The organism is Actinoplanes sp. NPDC049599, from assembly GCF_044465625.1.
In the GTDB taxonomy this organism is placed as follows: domain Bacteria; phylum Actinomycetota; class Actinomycetes; order Mycobacteriales; family Micromonosporaceae; genus Actinoplanes.
Genome location: NZ_JBITLX010000019.1, coordinates 1 through 15,313 on the forward strand (window position 1 = coordinate 1; position 15,313 = coordinate 15,313).

Annotated in this window: 15 protein-coding genes and 1 pseudogene; 9 read left to right on the forward strand and 7 right to left on the reverse strand. The window is 68.1% G+C overall.

The window, feature by feature from the left end:
• Positions 1–951: 951 nt before the first annotated feature.
• The gene (locus tag ACIBQZ_RS28245) at positions 952–1,470 is read right to left on the reverse strand and encodes an IS3 family transposase (RefSeq protein WP_396091826.1); all 519 of its coding nucleotides are present in this window, start codon (positions 1,468–1,470) and stop codon (positions 952–954) included.
• Positions 1,455–1,871 carry an IS3 family transposase gene (locus tag ACIBQZ_RS28250; RefSeq protein ID WP_396091827.1) on the reverse strand — a complete coding sequence of 139 codons (417 nt, stop codon included), beginning with the start codon at positions 1,869–1,871 and terminating at the stop codon, positions 1,455–1,457. The genes ACIBQZ_RS28245 and ACIBQZ_RS28250 overlap by 16 nt, the downstream gene beginning before the upstream one ends.
• 56 nt (positions 1,872–1,927) lie before the next feature.
• Between ACIBQZ_RS28250 and ACIBQZ_RS28255 the strand changes: the two genes are divergently transcribed.
• From ACIBQZ_RS28255 to ACIBQZ_RS28280, 6 genes are all read left to right on the forward strand, one after another.
• A complete protein-coding gene (locus ACIBQZ_RS28255; protein ID WP_396091988.1) occupies positions 1,928–2,545 on the forward strand; it encodes a DUF305 domain-containing protein in 618 nt (205 codons plus the stop codon).
• A 166-nt stretch (positions 2,546–2,711) separates the two neighbouring features.
• Positions 2,712–3,137, forward strand: coding sequence for a hypothetical protein (locus ACIBQZ_RS28260; protein ID WP_396091828.1), 426 nt, complete (start codon positions 2,712–2,714; stop codon positions 3,135–3,137).
• Positions 3,138–3,275: 138 nt separating this feature from the next.
• The gene (locus ACIBQZ_RS28265) at positions 3,276–3,557 is read left to right on the forward strand and encodes a hypothetical protein (protein ID WP_396091829.1); all 282 of its coding nucleotides are present in this window, start codon (positions 3,276–3,278) and stop codon (positions 3,555–3,557) included.
• 20 nt (positions 3,558–3,577) lie between these two features.
• Positions 3,578–4,324, forward strand: coding sequence for an alpha/beta fold hydrolase (locus ACIBQZ_RS28270; protein WP_396091830.1), 747 nt, complete (start codon positions 3,578–3,580; stop codon positions 4,322–4,324).
• Between the two features lie 95 nt (positions 4,325–4,419).
• Positions 4,420–5,004: a YibE/F family protein gene (locus tag ACIBQZ_RS28275; RefSeq protein WP_396091831.1), complete on the forward strand. Its 585-nt coding sequence runs from the start codon at positions 4,420–4,422 to the stop codon at positions 5,002–5,004.
• 194 nt (positions 5,005–5,198) lie between these two features.
• Positions 5,199–5,957, forward strand: a complete 759-nt coding sequence (locus tag ACIBQZ_RS28280; protein ID WP_396091832.1) for a hypothetical protein — start codon at positions 5,199–5,201, stop codon at positions 5,955–5,957.
• An 87-nt stretch (positions 5,958–6,044) separates the two neighbouring features.
• On the opposite strand, the gene ACIBQZ_RS28285 is transcribed toward ACIBQZ_RS28280, so the two are convergent.
• Positions 6,045–9,302, reverse strand: a complete 3,258-nt coding sequence (locus ACIBQZ_RS28285; protein WP_396091833.1) for a NucA/NucB deoxyribonuclease domain-containing protein — start codon at positions 9,300–9,302, stop codon at positions 6,045–6,047.
• 108 nt (positions 9,303–9,410) lie between these two features.
• Between ACIBQZ_RS28285 and ACIBQZ_RS28290 the strand changes: the two genes are divergently transcribed.
• Both ACIBQZ_RS28290 and ACIBQZ_RS28295 read left to right on the forward strand, forming a co-directional pair.
• The gene (locus tag ACIBQZ_RS28290; RefSeq protein WP_396091834.1) at positions 9,411–9,887 is read left to right on the forward strand and encodes a hypothetical protein; all 477 of its coding nucleotides are present in this window, start codon (positions 9,411–9,413) and stop codon (positions 9,885–9,887) included.
• A gap of 84 nt (positions 9,888–9,971) precedes the next feature.
• Positions 9,972–10,859 (forward strand): hypothetical protein, encoded by an 888-nt coding sequence (locus ACIBQZ_RS28295; protein ID WP_396091835.1) that lies wholly within the window; start codon positions 9,972–9,974, stop codon positions 10,857–10,859.
• A 181-nt stretch (positions 10,860–11,040) separates the two neighbouring features.
• Here the strand turns inward: ACIBQZ_RS28295 and ACIBQZ_RS28300 are convergent.
• Positions 11,041–11,127 (reverse strand): annotated as a pseudogene (locus ACIBQZ_RS28300) (IS5/IS1182 family transposase); the annotation flags it as partial.
• A 237-nt stretch (positions 11,128–11,364) separates the two neighbouring features.
• Here ACIBQZ_RS28300 and ACIBQZ_RS28305 point away from each other — a divergent pair.
• A complete protein-coding gene (locus ACIBQZ_RS28305) occupies positions 11,365–12,750 on the forward strand; it encodes an MBL fold metallo-hydrolase (protein ID WP_396091989.1) in 1,386 nt (461 codons plus the stop codon).
• Positions 12,751–12,824: 74 nt separating this feature from the next.
• Here the strand turns inward: ACIBQZ_RS28305 and ACIBQZ_RS28310 are convergent, their stop codons facing one another.
• The 3 genes from ACIBQZ_RS28310 to ACIBQZ_RS28320 form a co-directional block, all read right to left on the reverse strand.
• Positions 12,825–13,565, reverse strand: a complete 741-nt coding sequence (locus ACIBQZ_RS28310; protein ID WP_396091836.1) for a hypothetical protein — start codon at positions 13,563–13,565, stop codon at positions 12,825–12,827.
• A gap of 144 nt (positions 13,566–13,709) precedes the next feature.
• Positions 13,710–14,507, reverse strand: a complete 798-nt coding sequence (locus ACIBQZ_RS28315; RefSeq protein ID WP_396091837.1) for an ATP-binding cassette domain-containing protein — start codon at positions 14,505–14,507, stop codon at positions 13,710–13,712.
• Between the two features lie 437 nt (positions 14,508–14,944).
• Positions 14,945–15,097 carry a hypothetical protein gene (locus ACIBQZ_RS28320; protein WP_396091838.1) on the reverse strand — a complete coding sequence of 51 codons (153 nt, stop codon included), beginning with the start codon at positions 15,095–15,097 and terminating at the stop codon, positions 14,945–14,947.
• Between the last annotated feature and the right edge of the window lie 216 nt (positions 15,098–15,313).

A 15,313-nucleotide genomic window follows, 5' to 3' on the forward strand; every position in this document is an offset into this window, starting at 1 on the left:
ACCGTCACCGGGACGAAGAACCAACGCGGCGGCAACAGACATGCCTCATTGTCCCGCACCCACACCGTCAAATCACTTCAGACACGCCACACTAGATGCATATAGATCAATTGGGCAACCCTGGGTGGGCTGCCGTCGATGTCAGGTCGTCCATCGAAGACCGCCGGGCGGCCGATCGGGGGACGAAACCGCAGGCCGGACCATGAGACGCTCCCGCCACGCGACTGCTCGGCCCACCAAGAACAAACCGAACGGGTACAAGGTCTGAAGCCGTTCGGCCGAGGTCCCAGCTTCGAACCGGAAACCTTGAGGCCAGACAGTGGTATGAGTGCTGAGCGGCACGGAGCGCGACGAACTGCACCGGTTGCGGCGCAAGGTCGCCGAACTGGAGCCGGAGGAGGAGATCCGCCGGAAAGCGGTCGCTGCTCAACAGCGTAAGGATCCGCCTGATCAGCCACGGTCGCTCACGGAGGGGTCAAAGCGCAGGTCGGTATCGTGCCGGGGGCACGTCACAGAACTGTGCACAACGACATCGAGTGGCAGTACCTCATCACCGATGGCAAAGGACAACGGAGGAACCGATCGTCACGCCACCCTGAACCACCGTGGGGCCAAACTCACCGAATCATTCTTCCCGGATCAGCCGGTGGCACCAGCACCCCAATGGCGCTTCTTTAGGGTGTTTCCGCTGGTAGGGGTCTCACCCGGTGCAGGGTGATGGTGTGCTCTACCCGGCGGGTCGGGGGTCGATCGCCGCGGGCGGGGTAGCGGTGAGTGTGTCGGGTGGTGGCGCGAGGGCTGGTCCGTCCGGGTCGGTCGTGGACGCGGCGGCCGAGTTCGATCCAGGCGCGTTCACGAGCGTGTCGCAGGTGATGAGGGGAAAAATCCGCCGGGATCCGGGACACGGAGCGGCGGGCGGTGTGTCAAGCCCCGGGTTTGATGGAGAGTTTGTTAGCCGGTTTTCAGGGGTGCGGTGACCGGCTGGGTCATCGCGTGTAGGGCTTCGTGCTCGGCGGGTGGAACGTGCCCGAGCTCGCCGTGCAGACGCCGGTTGTTGTACCAGTCGATGTATTCCACGGTGGCCATCTCCAGGTCGTCGAGCCCGCGCCACGGACCCTTGTTCCGCACGAGTTCGGCCTTGTAAAGGGAGTTGAACGCCTCGGCCATGGCGTTGTCGTAGGAGTCACCCTTCGAGCCGACCGAGGCGAAGGCGCCGGCCTCGGCGAGCCGCTGGCTGTAGCGGATGGCTCGATATTGGACTCCCCGGTCCGAGTGGTGCACGAGTCCTTGCAGTTCAGCGCCCTGATTCTGACGGCGCCAGATCGCCATCTTCAGCGCGTCGAGGGCGAGGTCGGTGTAGAGGCTGGTGGCGACCTGCCAGCCGACGATCATGCGGGAGTACACGTCCAGGACGAACGCGGCGTACACCCAGCCCACGCCGGTGCGTACGTAGGTCAGGTCGGCGACCACAGCTGGTTCGGTCCCATGGCGGTGAAGTCACGTTTCACCAGGTCACGAGGCCGACCGGTCTCCGCGGCCGGGCGGGTCGTGCGCGGTGACTTGTCACGCAGCAGCCCGCGCAGCCCGGCGGCGCGCATCAGCCGTTCGACAGTGCACCGCGCTACCCGCACGCCGCGTCGTAACAGCTCGTGCCAGATCTTGCGGGCTCCGTAGACGCCGTAGTTCTCGGCGTGGATCTGCTTGATCATCGCGGTCAGTTCAGCGTCGCGGCGCCAGCGGGCGCTCGTGGGGCGGGTCTTGGCGGCGTAGTAGGTCGATGGTGCGATCTGTGCCGGCGTGCCTTCAAGTGCCTGCAGGACCGGCTGGACACCGTGTTCGGCCTGTTGGGAGTCGACGAAATCGACTCTCATCGCGACGGACGGTCCAGCTCCGCCGCGAAGAAACTCGCTGCGGACTTCAGGATCTGCTGCCCACCACGGTGCTGCGCCGTGGCCTGCTGGCCGGCGTCGCTGTCACCGCCACGCTGGTGTTGTCCGCCTGCGGCGGCGACTCGCCGTCCGATTCCGGCATGAACCACGGCGGGACGACCCCGGCGACCTCCGCCGCGCCGGCCTCGGCGAACGCGACGTTCAACGACGCCGATGTGACCTTCGCCCAGATGATGATCCCGCACCACCAGCAGGCCGTGGAGATGGCCGCGCTGGCCGACGGCCGCGCCGCCAACACCGAGGTCAAGGACCTCGCGGCCAAGATCAGAGCAGCGCAGCAGCCCGAGATCGACACCATGAACCAGTGGCTGACCGCCTGGGGCAAGCCCACCGCGGCACCGGACATGGGACACGGCACGTCGACGCACGGCATGATGTCGGACGCCGACCTGGCCAAGATCATGGATGCCAAGGGCGCCACCTTCGACAAGCAGTTCCTCACCATGATGATCGCCCACCACGAGGGCGCCATCACCATGGCCGACGACGAGACCGCCACGGGCGCCAGCGCCGACGCCAAGGCCCTCGCCGCGAAGATCATCGCGGATCAGCAGGCCGAGATCACCACCATGCAGGGCCTGCTCGGCAAGCTGTAGTCACAGGTGTGCGCGGCCGGGCCGGATCACGGCCGCGCACCCCTCGCCGATGAAGTCGAGGCCGGCCGGATATCACGGCGAACACCGCGCCCGGCGCGGTGACGCGCACCCCAGCGATTCCGCCGCCGCGGCGATTCGCCCACACGCGATGTCGTAACCTTGTCGGGTGAGCCGACCCCAGCCGTGCACAGCACCGCCATGGCTGCTGCGCGGGCTGCTGGTCCTGTTCACCCTGGCCGGTCTCGGCATCTGGCAGGGCGGGCACTGCATCGACGACACGTCCGCCGATCACCTGGCGAGCGCCGCCGCGCCCGGGTCGGTCACCACCCTGGCAACGGCCGGGTTCGAAGCCACGGTAGCGCCGGCGATGTCCGCGCATCACCGTGACGTGCACGCCTCAGGAGTGTCGAGCACGACCGCGGACGAGTGCTCCATCGCGCCGACCATCGTCACCCGCACCCCGGTGGCGGTTACCTCCGTGTTCCTGGCCGGCGAACGCGCCGCACCCGCAGCGTCATCGTCGCGTCCCTCGACGCCACGTTGCTTCGCGCCCGACGTCGTCCTGACTCGCCTCGGCGTCAGCCGCACGTAGGACACCCCGGCCGGTAGCCGCAGCCTGACCGCTGTGCGTCCGCATCCGGTAGACGGCCGCCTTGCGCGCCGTTTCGCCGCCTTCGCGCGGCGAGTGCCCACGTACGTCTCTCCCCGCGTCGAAGGTCGACCCATCGTCATGAACCTGTACGCCGTCCTGCTCACCGGCCTGTTCGCCGGCGGCGTGTCGTACGCCGCCGCGCCAGTCGGATCGCCCAGCGGTCTCGTCATGCGGCAACGCCACCACAGCACAACCGGCTCCCGCGACACCGACGGCTGCGTACGCGCGTTCGTCATTCCCCGCCGCGACATCCGGTGGATCCTGCCCGCAGGTGGAGACACCGTGATCGAGCTCGGCATCCTGCAACCGGGCCGGCTCGACTACTCCTGCGGCGTCGTCGCGGCGGGGCACACCGCATGAACCCCACCGGATCCGACCAGATGCTCCCTCCCCAGCGGACCACCCACACCTGGCGCAGCCCCGCCGGCGCGTGGTGCTACGACACCTGGGGCAACCACGGCCGGCCGATCGTGCTGATCCCCGCGGTCATGTTCGACCGGTCCATGTGGTGGCCCGTCGCCGCCGAACTGCGCCCGCATGCCACCGTCATCGCCGTGGACCTACCCGGGCACGGCGACTCCCCAGGCCGCGACCAGTACGACCCCGACGACCTGGTCGGCGAGCTCGCCCTGCTGCTGCACACCCTCGGCGTACGGCAGGCCCCGATCGTGGTCGGGCACGCCACTGCGGCACCCCTGGCCGTGTCCTTCGCCGCCCGCTGCGTGGTCCACGCCGTGGTCACCGTCGACCCGCCCCACCCGCACAGCCCGGTGCCGGATCTCGACCAGTACGTCGCAGGATTCGATTTCGACTCCGTCCCACCCCACTACCGGGACCTGATCACACCGTCCACCGACCCGCGGCTGCTCACCGCGTACGGCCCCGTCATGCGCCTCACCGACCCGGCCGGCAACCCACCCGCCGCGGGCCGACCGGCCCAGGTAGCGATCCACAGCCAGCAACCGCCACGATCCCCGGCAGCCGACGACCGGTGGCGCCGGCACGTCTACAACCTGCCGGGCCGATTCGCCCACCTCACCGACCAGCCCCGATTCGCCGACGACATTCGCGCCCTGCTGCGACCCGACCAGCCCGCCGCCCAGCGCCATGGAAGCCACCTGCGATGAGCACCACCACCCACACCTTCACGGTGACCGCATGCACTGCGGCAGCTGCAGCCTGCTCCGCCCACCTCGCCCCGGCCTGACCTCATGAAGGACCGATGAGTCCCGCACATCCCCATCACCACCCACCCAGCGCCCCGCACCCGGCCCGGCGTGGGCTCCTGGATCAGGAGGACTGCGGGCAGGGCTACTCGATCGTGGACTTCCAGAGATCCACACCACTGTGGCTGCTCGGCGCCGTGTTCGCCCTGGCCGTCATCGCGTTCGCCCGGGCGAACCCCGGCTACGGCTTCCGGCACCTGTACGCCGCCGCCACCCGGGTCGGCCGCGCCCACATCGCCTCGGTGATCAACACGATCGTGCTGGCCTACGCCGGAGCGTCTCTGCCGCTGATGCTGCCGTTCACCGCCGGCACCACCCCCACCGGGGAACTCCTCACCGGTGAGCTGATCGCCCAGGAACTGGTCCGCAGCGCGGTCGGCACCATCGGCCTGATCACCGCCGTGCCGATCACCACCGCGCTCGCCGCCGTCGCGGCAGTCCACCACCGCCGGCCGGCAGACGAACAGCACGACCATGACGCCGAAGCCGCCATCGAACCCGCTCAGCCGCCGACGCGACCACCGGCGGAGGACCCCTGGGCCGCGTTCGTCGAACGGCGCCCAGGTTGGCGAAACGAATAACTCCTCGTCGGACCGGACAGCCACACCGCGGCGCTCGAGGACACGGTCCGCCGTTGCCAACCACGGACGTCCCCGAAGAAAGTCACCTCCGAGCCGGTGACCGGACCTTTGATGATCTTCAGGCGCTGCTCACGGCCCGGTTCGTCCACAGCGGCGACGAGATCGTCACGATCGACGAGGACGGCACCCGCCTGGTGCGCGAGCCCGCCGTCGCCGACGGCGGGCTCAAGCTGGCCGAGGCCATCGAGAAGAAGCCGGAACTGCTGGGGAAACTTGCCGAGGCGGCGTTGGCGGATGCCCAGAAGATGGACGGCGACCTCGGGAAGACGATCCGGTTGGACGTGAAGCACCACGCCTACCTGATCCTCTCGCAGCAGTTGCCGGCCAACTCCGAGCTCGCGCGCGATTTCTTCAGCAAGGAGACGGATCCGCAGAAGCAGATGGAGGCGCTGGCCGGCTGCTTCCCCGCGGCCGGGACGTTCGGCCCGGAGGTCAGCCTCGGCTACAGCGGCAAGGTCGTGCCGAGCCACCTCAAGAAGGTCAACCTGGGCAACGGCCGAAGTGCGACGTGCTGCCTGATGACTACCGGCAAGTGGCACGCCCTCGACGGACACCTGATGTGGATCATGTTCCACGACGCGAAAACCAACACGTTCAGCTACGCCGCCTTCGGCACCGGCAAACATCCGATGCCGATCGTGGACACGCTCAACCCCATTCTCGGCGGCGCGATGATGAACACCGTGGCGAAGCGGCTCTCGGTGCTGCTCGACAAGGCGTCCACGCTCGAAGGCATGACCCCCGAGAAGATGCGCAACGTCATCAAGGCGGCCGATTCGACGCTCGACGACCAGAGTCAGGCACTGAGGGTCTTCGACGCGTTCGCCGTGCCGATCTCGGCGTACCGCGAAGAGGTCGGCGGCAACACGGTCGCCACACCGATAACCCAGTGATACGACCGCTGGTTGGGTTGGGCACCGATGGGGTGCCCAACCCACGGGCGGTCCTTGACCTTCACCCGGACCGAGGCTCGGTCCGGCTTATCCCTGGACTTGGTTGGACGCCGTGCCGATGCCGGCGATGTTCGAGGCTTTGAGGTAGAAGCCGTAGGTGTGGGTGGCGTTCGGCACTGTGGTGGTCATGGTCGTGCCGCCGGCTTGGGCGGTGCCGGCGATGGCGTTGGCGGAGGTGCCGCCGGCGGTGATGTCCCAGTAGTACGGGGTGATGTACACGCTCTTCGAGGGAAAGGTGACCTCGTTCCACGCCAGGGTGGCCGAGGTCCCGGAGCGTGCCGTCAGGCGTAGGTTGGCCGGCGCCGAGGGCACCGGAACCCGGACTGCCGCTGTCACGATGGCCGAGGGTCCTCCCCTGCCGCCTCTGGCGGCTGACGAGCAGACGTACCACTTGAAGGTGTGCCCGTTCTGGGCCCCGGCTTGGATCGGTGCCAGGTTGATGGATTGGACGGTGAGCCACAGCCCGCCGAACTGCTTGGTGAAGCCGGCAGCGCCGGAGGTGCAGTCCGGGGTGGTTCCGCAGGTCGACGCGGTGGAGTCGCACTGCCACAGGTAGCTCCACACGTCGCTGCCGGTGACCGTCCAGGACATGTCGACGGTGCCGTTGGATTTGACGGTGGCGCTGAATCCTGACGCGGGGTTGACGGTCGGGCAACTGTTCGCCCCGAGGCCGCCGGGCGACCAGTCCGTGGCTCCGCCGATGTTCGTGGCGACCTCGCGGGCGGGGGTCACGCCCGGGTAGGAGTAGGTGCCGGTCGACATGTAGGCGGCGTCGTAGGTGTTGAACCAACTGGTGGGGATGTTGACGAAGCGCGGACGGTAGATGCGGCCGTCCCAGTTGTTGGCGTCCACGCAACCGGTGTTCCTGGCATCGGTGTTGACGTTGTAGGACAGGACCAGGTTGGCTCCGGACGTCAGCCCGTTCTGGATCCGTGGTTCGTAGACCCAGTGGTAATAGGGGTAGTTGTGAGTGCCCTCAGGCGGGTCGTAGAGCGGGATCTGCCGGTCGGTGAATCCCCAGGGGGTCTGCGACGGGTGGGCTGACAGGGTGCCGACCGAGAAGGAGTTCGGATTGACGTAGTCGTCCTGGATCAGCCAGACCGTGCCGTTGATGTAATTGACGCTTCCACCGGTGGCCCCGGAGCCGATCGGCAGCGGTTTCGCTCCCGCACACGTCGTCCAGGTCGCGGTGCCCGAACCGGTGGCGGTCTTGAGGTCGCTGCCCCCGAAGAACTGCCAGCCGGAGAAGTCCGTCAGGTTCGCAGCCGATGCCCGCGCCAGGTACAGCTGATGGGGCACCGACGCGCCCGTGCCGTAGATGTAGTAGTCGCCGTCGGACCACTTCATGACCATCGTGCCCCACATGGCGTCCGGTCCCCCGGCCGCGCAGGACAGCTTCGTCGGCGTGATGGTCATGGTGGAAGCGGTGGACAGGCTCGCGGCGGACAACGTGGCCACAGCGGCGTAGTCGTTGACCCAGGCGACGTCGGTCGGTCGGCCGTGGTAGTAGAACTTCACCACGTCGGTGCCGGACACCACCTGGTCACCGGTCCAGAAGAAGCCGCCGCCGGCATCCGCCGCCGGGGTCTTGGCGTAGCGGGAGAAGAAGTCGAGGTCCTGGTTCGACTCCTGGCAGGTGTTGCCGCCGGTGATGGTCCGCATCGTCGACCCGTCCTGCACCACGATCGAGTTGCGGATCGCGGACGTCGCGAACAGATTGCGGCGGTCGGACGGTGCGCCGAGGAAGGAGTCGGAGAAGAACCACGCCCGCTTCGAGGTACCCGGGATCTGCACGGAGTTGGTCGCGTCGCCGCCGCTCCAGTCCGCGCACCCGGCGTTGTCGCCGTACGACGTGAATTGGCTGTTCAGGGTGGAATTCGAGGCGGGGGATCCGCTGCGGGTCGAACTGACCTTCGCGACCACGTAGTACGAGTCATCGACGTTGATGCGGTCCTTGAGGATGCTGTCGCTGAGGATGCTTCCCTGTTTGCTGTTGGCTTCCTTGGGGACCGGCATCGCCGAAAACGCTGACGTGCTGCTCTGCGAGGTCGTGGAGAAGGGATATTCGTCGCACTCGGTGCCGGCCCCGTCGTAGCGGAATGCCGCGTTGTTGGTGCAGGAGCGCTTGCGGTTGTCGTCGGCCTCTGTGGTGCCCGCGGCTACGCGCCTGAAGGGTGTGTCGCCCGGGCGGCCGGGGTGATCGGGTAGCCGGTCCTGGGCAAGCCGCATGTGGTGGGTGACCGGGGCCAGCTCCGGGAACTCGGCGTCGTCGAAGGTCACCGTCGGCGCGAACCGCGGGTTGACGCAGCCCGCACTTCGCACGTTCGTCAGGTTGTCGCAGCGGAACTCATCGGTGCCGTCGAACGTGAGCGAATTCGTGTTCGTCGCCGCGGGGTGAGTCAACGTGACGCGCAGGAAATCGGCGAACAGAAGGCGTTGTTGCGCCTGGTCGCTGCCGGCCAGAACCATCGTCTCGGTCCATTCGAAGGCACGGGCGATACCACGCGGCAACTCTGCGACGCTCACCGCGAGGCCGGCGCCGCTGACCTCGCATCCGTTCTGGCCGATCGGGACGGACAGTGCACACGGGTAGGGCGCGCTCAGGCTGACCCCGCGGGCCGCGCCGGCCTCCGTGGCTGCCACGCCCTCGAACATGACCCCGTGCGTGAGCGTCATGGAGTTGTACGAGGTGGCGAACCACTCGTTGACGTTGATCGTCTCGGTGCCGAGGATCTCCCGCACCCCGTTCCGGACCTGCTCGATGTAGTAGAGGGTCGAGATCGAACGGCAGCTCATCATCCGGTTCGGGTTGTACCGCCAGTACCCGACGTGGATGTCGGGCGGGAAAGCGCATTCCGGCGGCCCATAAGTGGGCGCGGCCGCCGTCCGGCTGTCTGTCGACTGCGCGCGGACTGATGCCTTGGTGTTCCGAGGAATGCGGGTCTGCGAAGCGTCAGCCGTGGTCACCGGCCGCATCTGCAGACACGTGCCGCTTGTGCAGGTCTCCGAGGTCAGATCGGCCGTGGTCGCCGGATCCAGGGGCTCGGTCGTGGGTGGTGCTGCCGGCTGGTCCCGCAACGCCTCCGGCGGCGTCAGCACGGGCTTCTCCGCCGCCGGTGCCGCCACCTCGTCCGCGGAGTTCAGTCCGCTCGGCGTGGTCACCGAACCCGGCCCGGGCGGAACATCGGCGGCCGCCGCCGCGGTCACCGGACCCGACGCACCGACCAGCAGTGCCGCCAGCACCGCAGTGACTGTTAGCCTGACGCGTACCCGACGACGACCCATGGTTTCCCCCGAATGCAGTCGTGATCGCAACCTGCTGGTGCCATTGATCGTTGTGCCCGGCGATCGGGCTCAAGCTAGCAGATCACCGGGTCGAGGAGGGGTGACACGATGACCCAGATGTACACGCTGGACCACCAGTACGTGATCACCGACGTCATGGGCGAGTACGACGCCCTGGCCATCAGCGACCTGGGCGACGGAGTCATTGCTCCACTGGGGACGGCCGTGTGCGTCTTCGCCGGCACTCCGGCAGGCATGGTCGACGTGATCCTCCGCGTCCTGGGTAACGGCGAGGAACCGCCCGAGCAGCCCGCGACGGCAGTCGCCGCGGCGTGCGACATCGACGTACCGTCTGGAACCCTCGACCTGCGGACCTCGGACAACGAGCTCGTCGAACGCCACGACTTCGGCTCGCCACAACGGTGCCGGGTCCTTGTCGCGGTGACCGGGCGCGACGAGGCATCCGATCCGGCAAACCCACCCGAGGTGCACCACGTCTGGGTCCAGGTGGTCCAGCGGCCCACCCCCCGATGGCGCAGCCAAACCTCCGACGCCACCTCGGGATACCTCAGCGGTACGGCGTGAGCTACGCCCAGTGACACGCCGGACGAATCCGCTGTCCGGACTGGGAGTACGTCACGTCGATGACGCCGCTACTACCATGCTCTCGTGCTGTTGGCCGATCAACCCAACCCCGTCGAGTACCTGTCATGGTGGGGATCTCTCGTCAGTACTCTTCTCACTGGCCTCGGTACAGTCGTTTCGATCTTCGCGGCGTATTGGACGTGGAAGCAGCAACGCGGCGATGCCGGATCGGCAAAGCCCGCTACGAGCCAGCCAGCATCAAAGAAGCCACCCATCCATGCCGCCGACGCCAAGGCCCCCGCGGTGAGGGTGCCTGTGCGCCCAGCACTCAACCGCGCCGAAGGCGCGGCGCCGGCCGCGTCCACGGCCGCGGTCGCCTCTCGCAGGCGACATTCATCGCGGCCTCGTCTCACTGCTCTTCGCGTGCTGATCGTCGTGTCCGTCACGCTGACACTGGCCTTCGTCAGCTCGATCGTCGGATTTGTGCAGGCCGCGCGGATGATCCGTGCGGTCAGCTACGGTCAATTGGCTGCCGTGTCGGGTGATCTGCCGGGACATCGCAGTGTCGATGCGTGCGGCAATGGATTCTGTCCGACAAGCGATCATTGGGTGCTGACCGACGGCCGTCGGCACATCGAGGTCGGCTTCGCCGGCCTCGACAGCGTCGATACCACCAAGGCGGGTAAGGCGACGCTCACGCTTTCGGCGCGAGGTTGCCGTCCCGGCCTGCAGATTGCCTGGCAGGCAATACTCGACGGACAGGTGTCCGCCAGCGGAACCGCAGGTCCTGAGGCCGTAACAGCAGTCCTGGACGTGAAACCGCGCCAGCGAATGACGATGATCATCGACAGCATCGCCTACCGTGGCTGCACCGTCGACGTTCAATCGTCATGGACCGTAATGTTCGCCCCGGACGAGCTGTGGAACATGCTGAAAGGCAAGTTGCCGCACGCCCCTGCCTTCCCTGAGTAACCCTCTGTTAGCGAGTTTCAGACCCAGACTGCGGCGCTCGCTATCGCCGGAACTGCGCCGGCGTGCGGTGCGGTTGTATCGGGAGTCGGATCCCAAAGCCGGTGATCCGTCGTCTGGCCGAGCAACTCGGGGTACATCCTGAGGCGTTGCGGCGACACCCGCATCGGGGAAAGTATCTGCCGCCGTGCGTGCGGGCGGCGGTCAAGTCGTGTGTCGAGCCGGGCAGCGCAGGTGAAGCCCAGTCCAGAACTCCGGCAGCACCGGGAACACGCGAACGACCGGCAGGTCACCGGGAGTGCCGTCCGGCACTTGACTCGTGACCGGAGGCCCTCGTCGGCGGCGTTCCGGCGGGTGATGGTTGGAGGCGAAGCGGGCACAGTCGCCTGGCACCGGCCGGCGCAGACATGCTGACAGCCATGGCGGTGCCCGGGCAGGCGCGGTGATCGAGGTGGCACTGGGTGCACATCACTGACAACGAGGAGCAAGGGAGCACACCGTGACAACCATGCCTGGCCATGTGTCACTTCAATTCCTCGGCGCCACCGGCACGGTGACCGGCAGCCGCTTCCTCGTCACGGCGGGCCGGGCCCGCTTGCTCGTCGACTGCGGGATGTTCCAGGGCGAACGCGCGCTGCGCCGACGCAACTGGGCACCGTTTCCCCTGCCGGCGACGGACATCGACGCGATCGTGCTCACCCACTCGCACCTGGACCACGTCGGGTGGCTGCCCCGGTTGGTGCGGCAAGGCTTCGCCGGGTCGGTGTACTGCTCGCCCTGGACGGCCAGGGTCGCGCCGATCGTGCTTCGCGACGCCGCCCACCTCCAAGAGGAGGACGCCCGGTACGCCGCGACAAATGGTCACAGCCGGCACCGCGACCCGTTGCCCCTGTTCGACAGCACCGACGCCGAACACGCCATCGGCCTGCTCCGACCGGTGCCGTTCCACCACGAGCAGCTCGTCGCTCCCGGAATCGCCGTACGCCTGAACCCCGCCGGCCACATCCTCGGCTCCTCGATCGTGCAGGTACACGCCGGGACCCGCACCCTCGGCTTCAGCGGCGACCTCGGCCGCGACGATCATCCGCTGCTCACCGGCCCGGAGCCCGCCCCCGCCGTCGACGCCCTGGTCGTGGAATCGACCTACGGCAACCGCTCACACCCACCCCGCGACCTGGAACGCCTCGCCGCTCCCATCCGGCGCGCCCTCGCCCGCGGCGGCGTCGTCGTCATCCCGGCCTTCGCGATAGACCGCACCGAAGTCTTCCTGATGGCGCTCCGCGAGCTCATGTCCGCCGGCCGGTTGCCGCAGGTACCGGTGTTCGTCGACAGCCCGATGGCACTGGCGGCGATGGAGGTGTACCGCCAGGCCGTCCGAGAAGGCGCCCCCGAGATCCGCCCGGAGATCCGCGCACGGTCGACCGATCCCTTCGACCCCGGCGATCTGCGGCTGGTCACCACCGCGCAGGAATCGATGCGGCTCAACGACCCGTCAAGCCCCTGCATCATGCTGTCCGCCTCCGGCATGGCGACCGGCGGCCGGGTGGTACACCACCTGGCGCACCTGGCCCCGGAACCACGCAACCTGATCCTGCTGCCGGGCTTCCAGGTCGCCGGGACACGCGGCCGCGCCCTGCTCGACGGCGCGCGATCCCTGAAGATGTACGGCGAGTACGTCCCGGTACGCGCAGAGGTCGCCGCGGTCGACGACATGTCCGCACACGCCGACGCGGACGGGCTCGTCGCCTGGCTGAAAAGCGCACCGACCCCGCCGCGGACCTGCTACGTGATCCACGGCGAACCGGCCGCCTCAGCCGCCCTGGCCTCCCGCATCGACGGCGAACTGGGCTGGTGCGCGGTCACACCACGAGAAACGGAACGCGTGCTGGTGTGACCCCGCAGGATCAGCGGCCTCACTCGCGCGCGATTCTCCGCCGGTGAGCATCCTGGGACGTCGACGAGGACTGGCTATCGCGAGTCGGCGTAGGCGTCGAGGACTCTGGTGGCCATGAGGGTGATCCACTGACTTGGTTGCCCGGACTTGTCCGGTGGCACGTGGGTGGCTCCCGGGTATGCCCTCGTCGCCCGCCATCGGCCGTCGGCATGTCGACGGGAGGTTAGCAGGCTCAGCGCGTCGTCGAGGCGATCGTCGTAGGTGACTCCCGGCCGGGCGGGAGCGTCGAGGCCGCGCAAGATGTCGTAGTGCCATCGCGCCGGGTGGTGCAGCCGGGTGAACTCCGGGTGGATAGCTTCGCCGGACCGCTCACCGCGATGCATGCGATGACGCAACAGGAACTCGGCCGCCTCGGCCCGGGCGGTGACGAGGTGGTCGAGCCGGTACCGGTAGCCGCTGCGCTGGTACTCGGTGATGCCCTCGATCACCGAGACCGTCGTGTGGACCGACGAGTGGCGGGCACCCGATCGATTTGCTCGGCAGTTGAACCCTCCGTCGGGCAGCTGCCACCGCAACAAGAAGTCGACGATGCTGACCAACTGCTGTTCGTCCGCGCCGAAGTAGGCGGTGTAGGTCAGCGCCATGCCGTTCACGCATACGTCGCTCTGGTTGATGCTATTGGACGGGTTCAGGCCGCCGTCTCGACCCTTCTCCGTGCCGAGGATGAGCGTGACAGTGGCACGGGGCGTACGGGGCATGGCACGACCCGGCCGTGGACCGGTGGCCCGTTCTACCTGGCCGCCGACGACGAGCAACCAGCGGCGCCCTGGGCAGGGCTGTCCACAGGTAGGCATGGCGTTTGCGGCGTAGCCGCGGTTCGCTGCGTGCGAGGGGAGGACGTTGATCGACCCTGGCGACCTCCCCGGACGCGAGTATCGACGGACGGTGCTCTGCGCGGTTCAGGCGTGGACGCTGTGGTCCCTGTCCCGGTTGACGCCGGACTCCCCCGCGGTGCGGTCGGCCCGCCCGGTCGTCATGTACTCGACGACACTCCGCCGATCGAACGCGGTCACCGAATCCTGGGCCACCAGCCGCCCCAGGTTCAGAACCGCGATGCGGTCCGCGACCGCGAACACGTCGTTCAGGTCATGCGAAATGATGAGCACGGCAAGCCCGTGTGTGCGAAGCGTCCGCACGAGCTCGAGCACCATCGCGGTCTGCGCGACGCCGAGCGCCGCGGTCGGCTCGTCCATGATCACCAGCTTGGAGTGCCACATGACGGCCTTGGCCACCGCGACCGACTGTCGCTGCCCGCCCGAGAGCGACGCGACGCGCTGCCGGATGGAGCGCACACTCGTCACGCCCAAGCCGCCAAGCGTGCCCGCGGCGGCCACCTCCATCTCGTCCTCGTCGAGCAGCCAGTGCCGCAGCTTCTCCCGGCCGAGAAACATGTTCTGCACGATGTCGAGGTTGTCGGCGAGTGCCAGATCCTGGTACACCGTCTCGATCCCGAGCTCGGCGGCGGCGCGAGCGCTGCGGATGTGCACCGGCTTGCCGTCCCAGAGGATCTGCCCACGATCGGGTTCGTAGATCCCGGCCACACACTTGATGAGGACCGACTTGCCGGCGCCGTTGTCGCCGCACAATGCGGTCACCTGGGCGGCCGGCACGTCCAGGTCGACGTCGGTCAGCGCCTCGACCGGCCCGAAGCTCTTGCAGATGCCGCGCAGACGAAGCAGCGGCACGGTGGTGTCCATTGCGACCTCTCATCCACGTCCGGATCGTTGCCGCCGCCGGGCAACGCCCGCGGCCGAGTACCTGCTCATTCAGACCTCTCTCCTTGCTATTCCCGGCGTGCGCGCGGCGCCAGAGGACAATGGCCCGACGAAAGGTGCCGACAAACCGATGGACTCGGACCGCGACCGGCGCTCGGCCCGATCCTCGACCCGGGATGCCGGTCGGCCTCAGCCGCGAAACCGGCCGCCGGCGAGTCCGGGGCCACGCGGACGTACAGTCGCGTCGGCCGAGCTATCCGGACGTGCTGCTCGAGGACAACGCCGGCTTCGTCGGGGCCTACCTCCCGGACGGCGCCGCCGGTGCTGTGGCTGCCTCAGAGCTCTCTCCGGCGCGGCAGCCCTCGGTCAACCAAAACGTGCGTCCCATGGTGAAAAGAGGACCACGGCACCGTCCGGTGTCAGTCACGCATGCCAGCTGCACCGACGATCCTTGGGTCAGGACGGCCGGCGAGGTCGCTGCGGATCCCGGGTGCGCCGCCGGGGCGCACGAGATCCTCATCGAGCGCCTGCACCAACTGCCTTCGCGCACCGCCCGTGATGCGCTCATTCATGATCGAATCCAGCGAGCGGCTCGGCGCGGACGGCCGTGCCGCCGCCGGGACGTCCCCGATGACAGCCGGCTACTTCCTGTGACGCGGCCGCTTGGTCGAGTGCCCAGCCAGATCAGGGCGATTCCCCCGGTCCTTCAGCCAGAAGCGGCGGGCATCTACGCCGAAACGAATACGACCATGCGGCTGACCTGCCTGGACGGGATGGTTGGCCCCGCA

Coding starts and splice junctions, on each gene's coding strand:
- ACIBQZ_RS28305 (WP_396091989.1), top strand. CDS start 11,365: ATGCCTGGCCATGTGTCACTTCAATTCCTCGGCGCCACCGGCACGGTG.
- ACIBQZ_RS28290 (WP_396091834.1), top strand. CDS start 9,411: ATGACCCAGATGTACACGCTGGACCACCAGTACGTGATCACCGACGTC.
- ACIBQZ_RS28265 (WP_396091829.1), top strand. CDS start 3,276: ATGAACCTGTACGCCGTCCTGCTCACCGGCCTGTTCGCCGGCGGCGTG.
- ACIBQZ_RS28285 (WP_396091833.1), bottom strand. CDS start 9,302: ATGGGTCGTCGTCGGGTACGCGTCAGGCTAACAGTCACTGCGGTGCTG.
- ACIBQZ_RS28270 (WP_396091830.1), top strand. CDS start 3,578: ATGCTCCCTCCCCAGCGGACCACCCACACCTGGCGCAGCCCCGCCGGC.
- ACIBQZ_RS28250 (WP_396091827.1), bottom strand. CDS start 1,871: ATGAGAGTCGATTTCGTCGACTCCCAACAGGCCGAACACGGTGTCCAG.
- ACIBQZ_RS28275 (WP_396091831.1), top strand. CDS start 4,420: ATGAGTCCCGCACATCCCCATCACCACCCACCCAGCGCCCCGCACCCG.
- ACIBQZ_RS28315 (WP_396091837.1), bottom strand. CDS start 14,507: ATGGACACCACCGTGCCGCTGCTTCGTCTGCGCGGCATCTGCAAGAGC.
- ACIBQZ_RS28320 (WP_396091838.1), bottom strand. CDS start 15,097: ATGAATGAGCGCATCACGGGCGGTGCGCGAAGGCAGTTGGTGCAGGCG.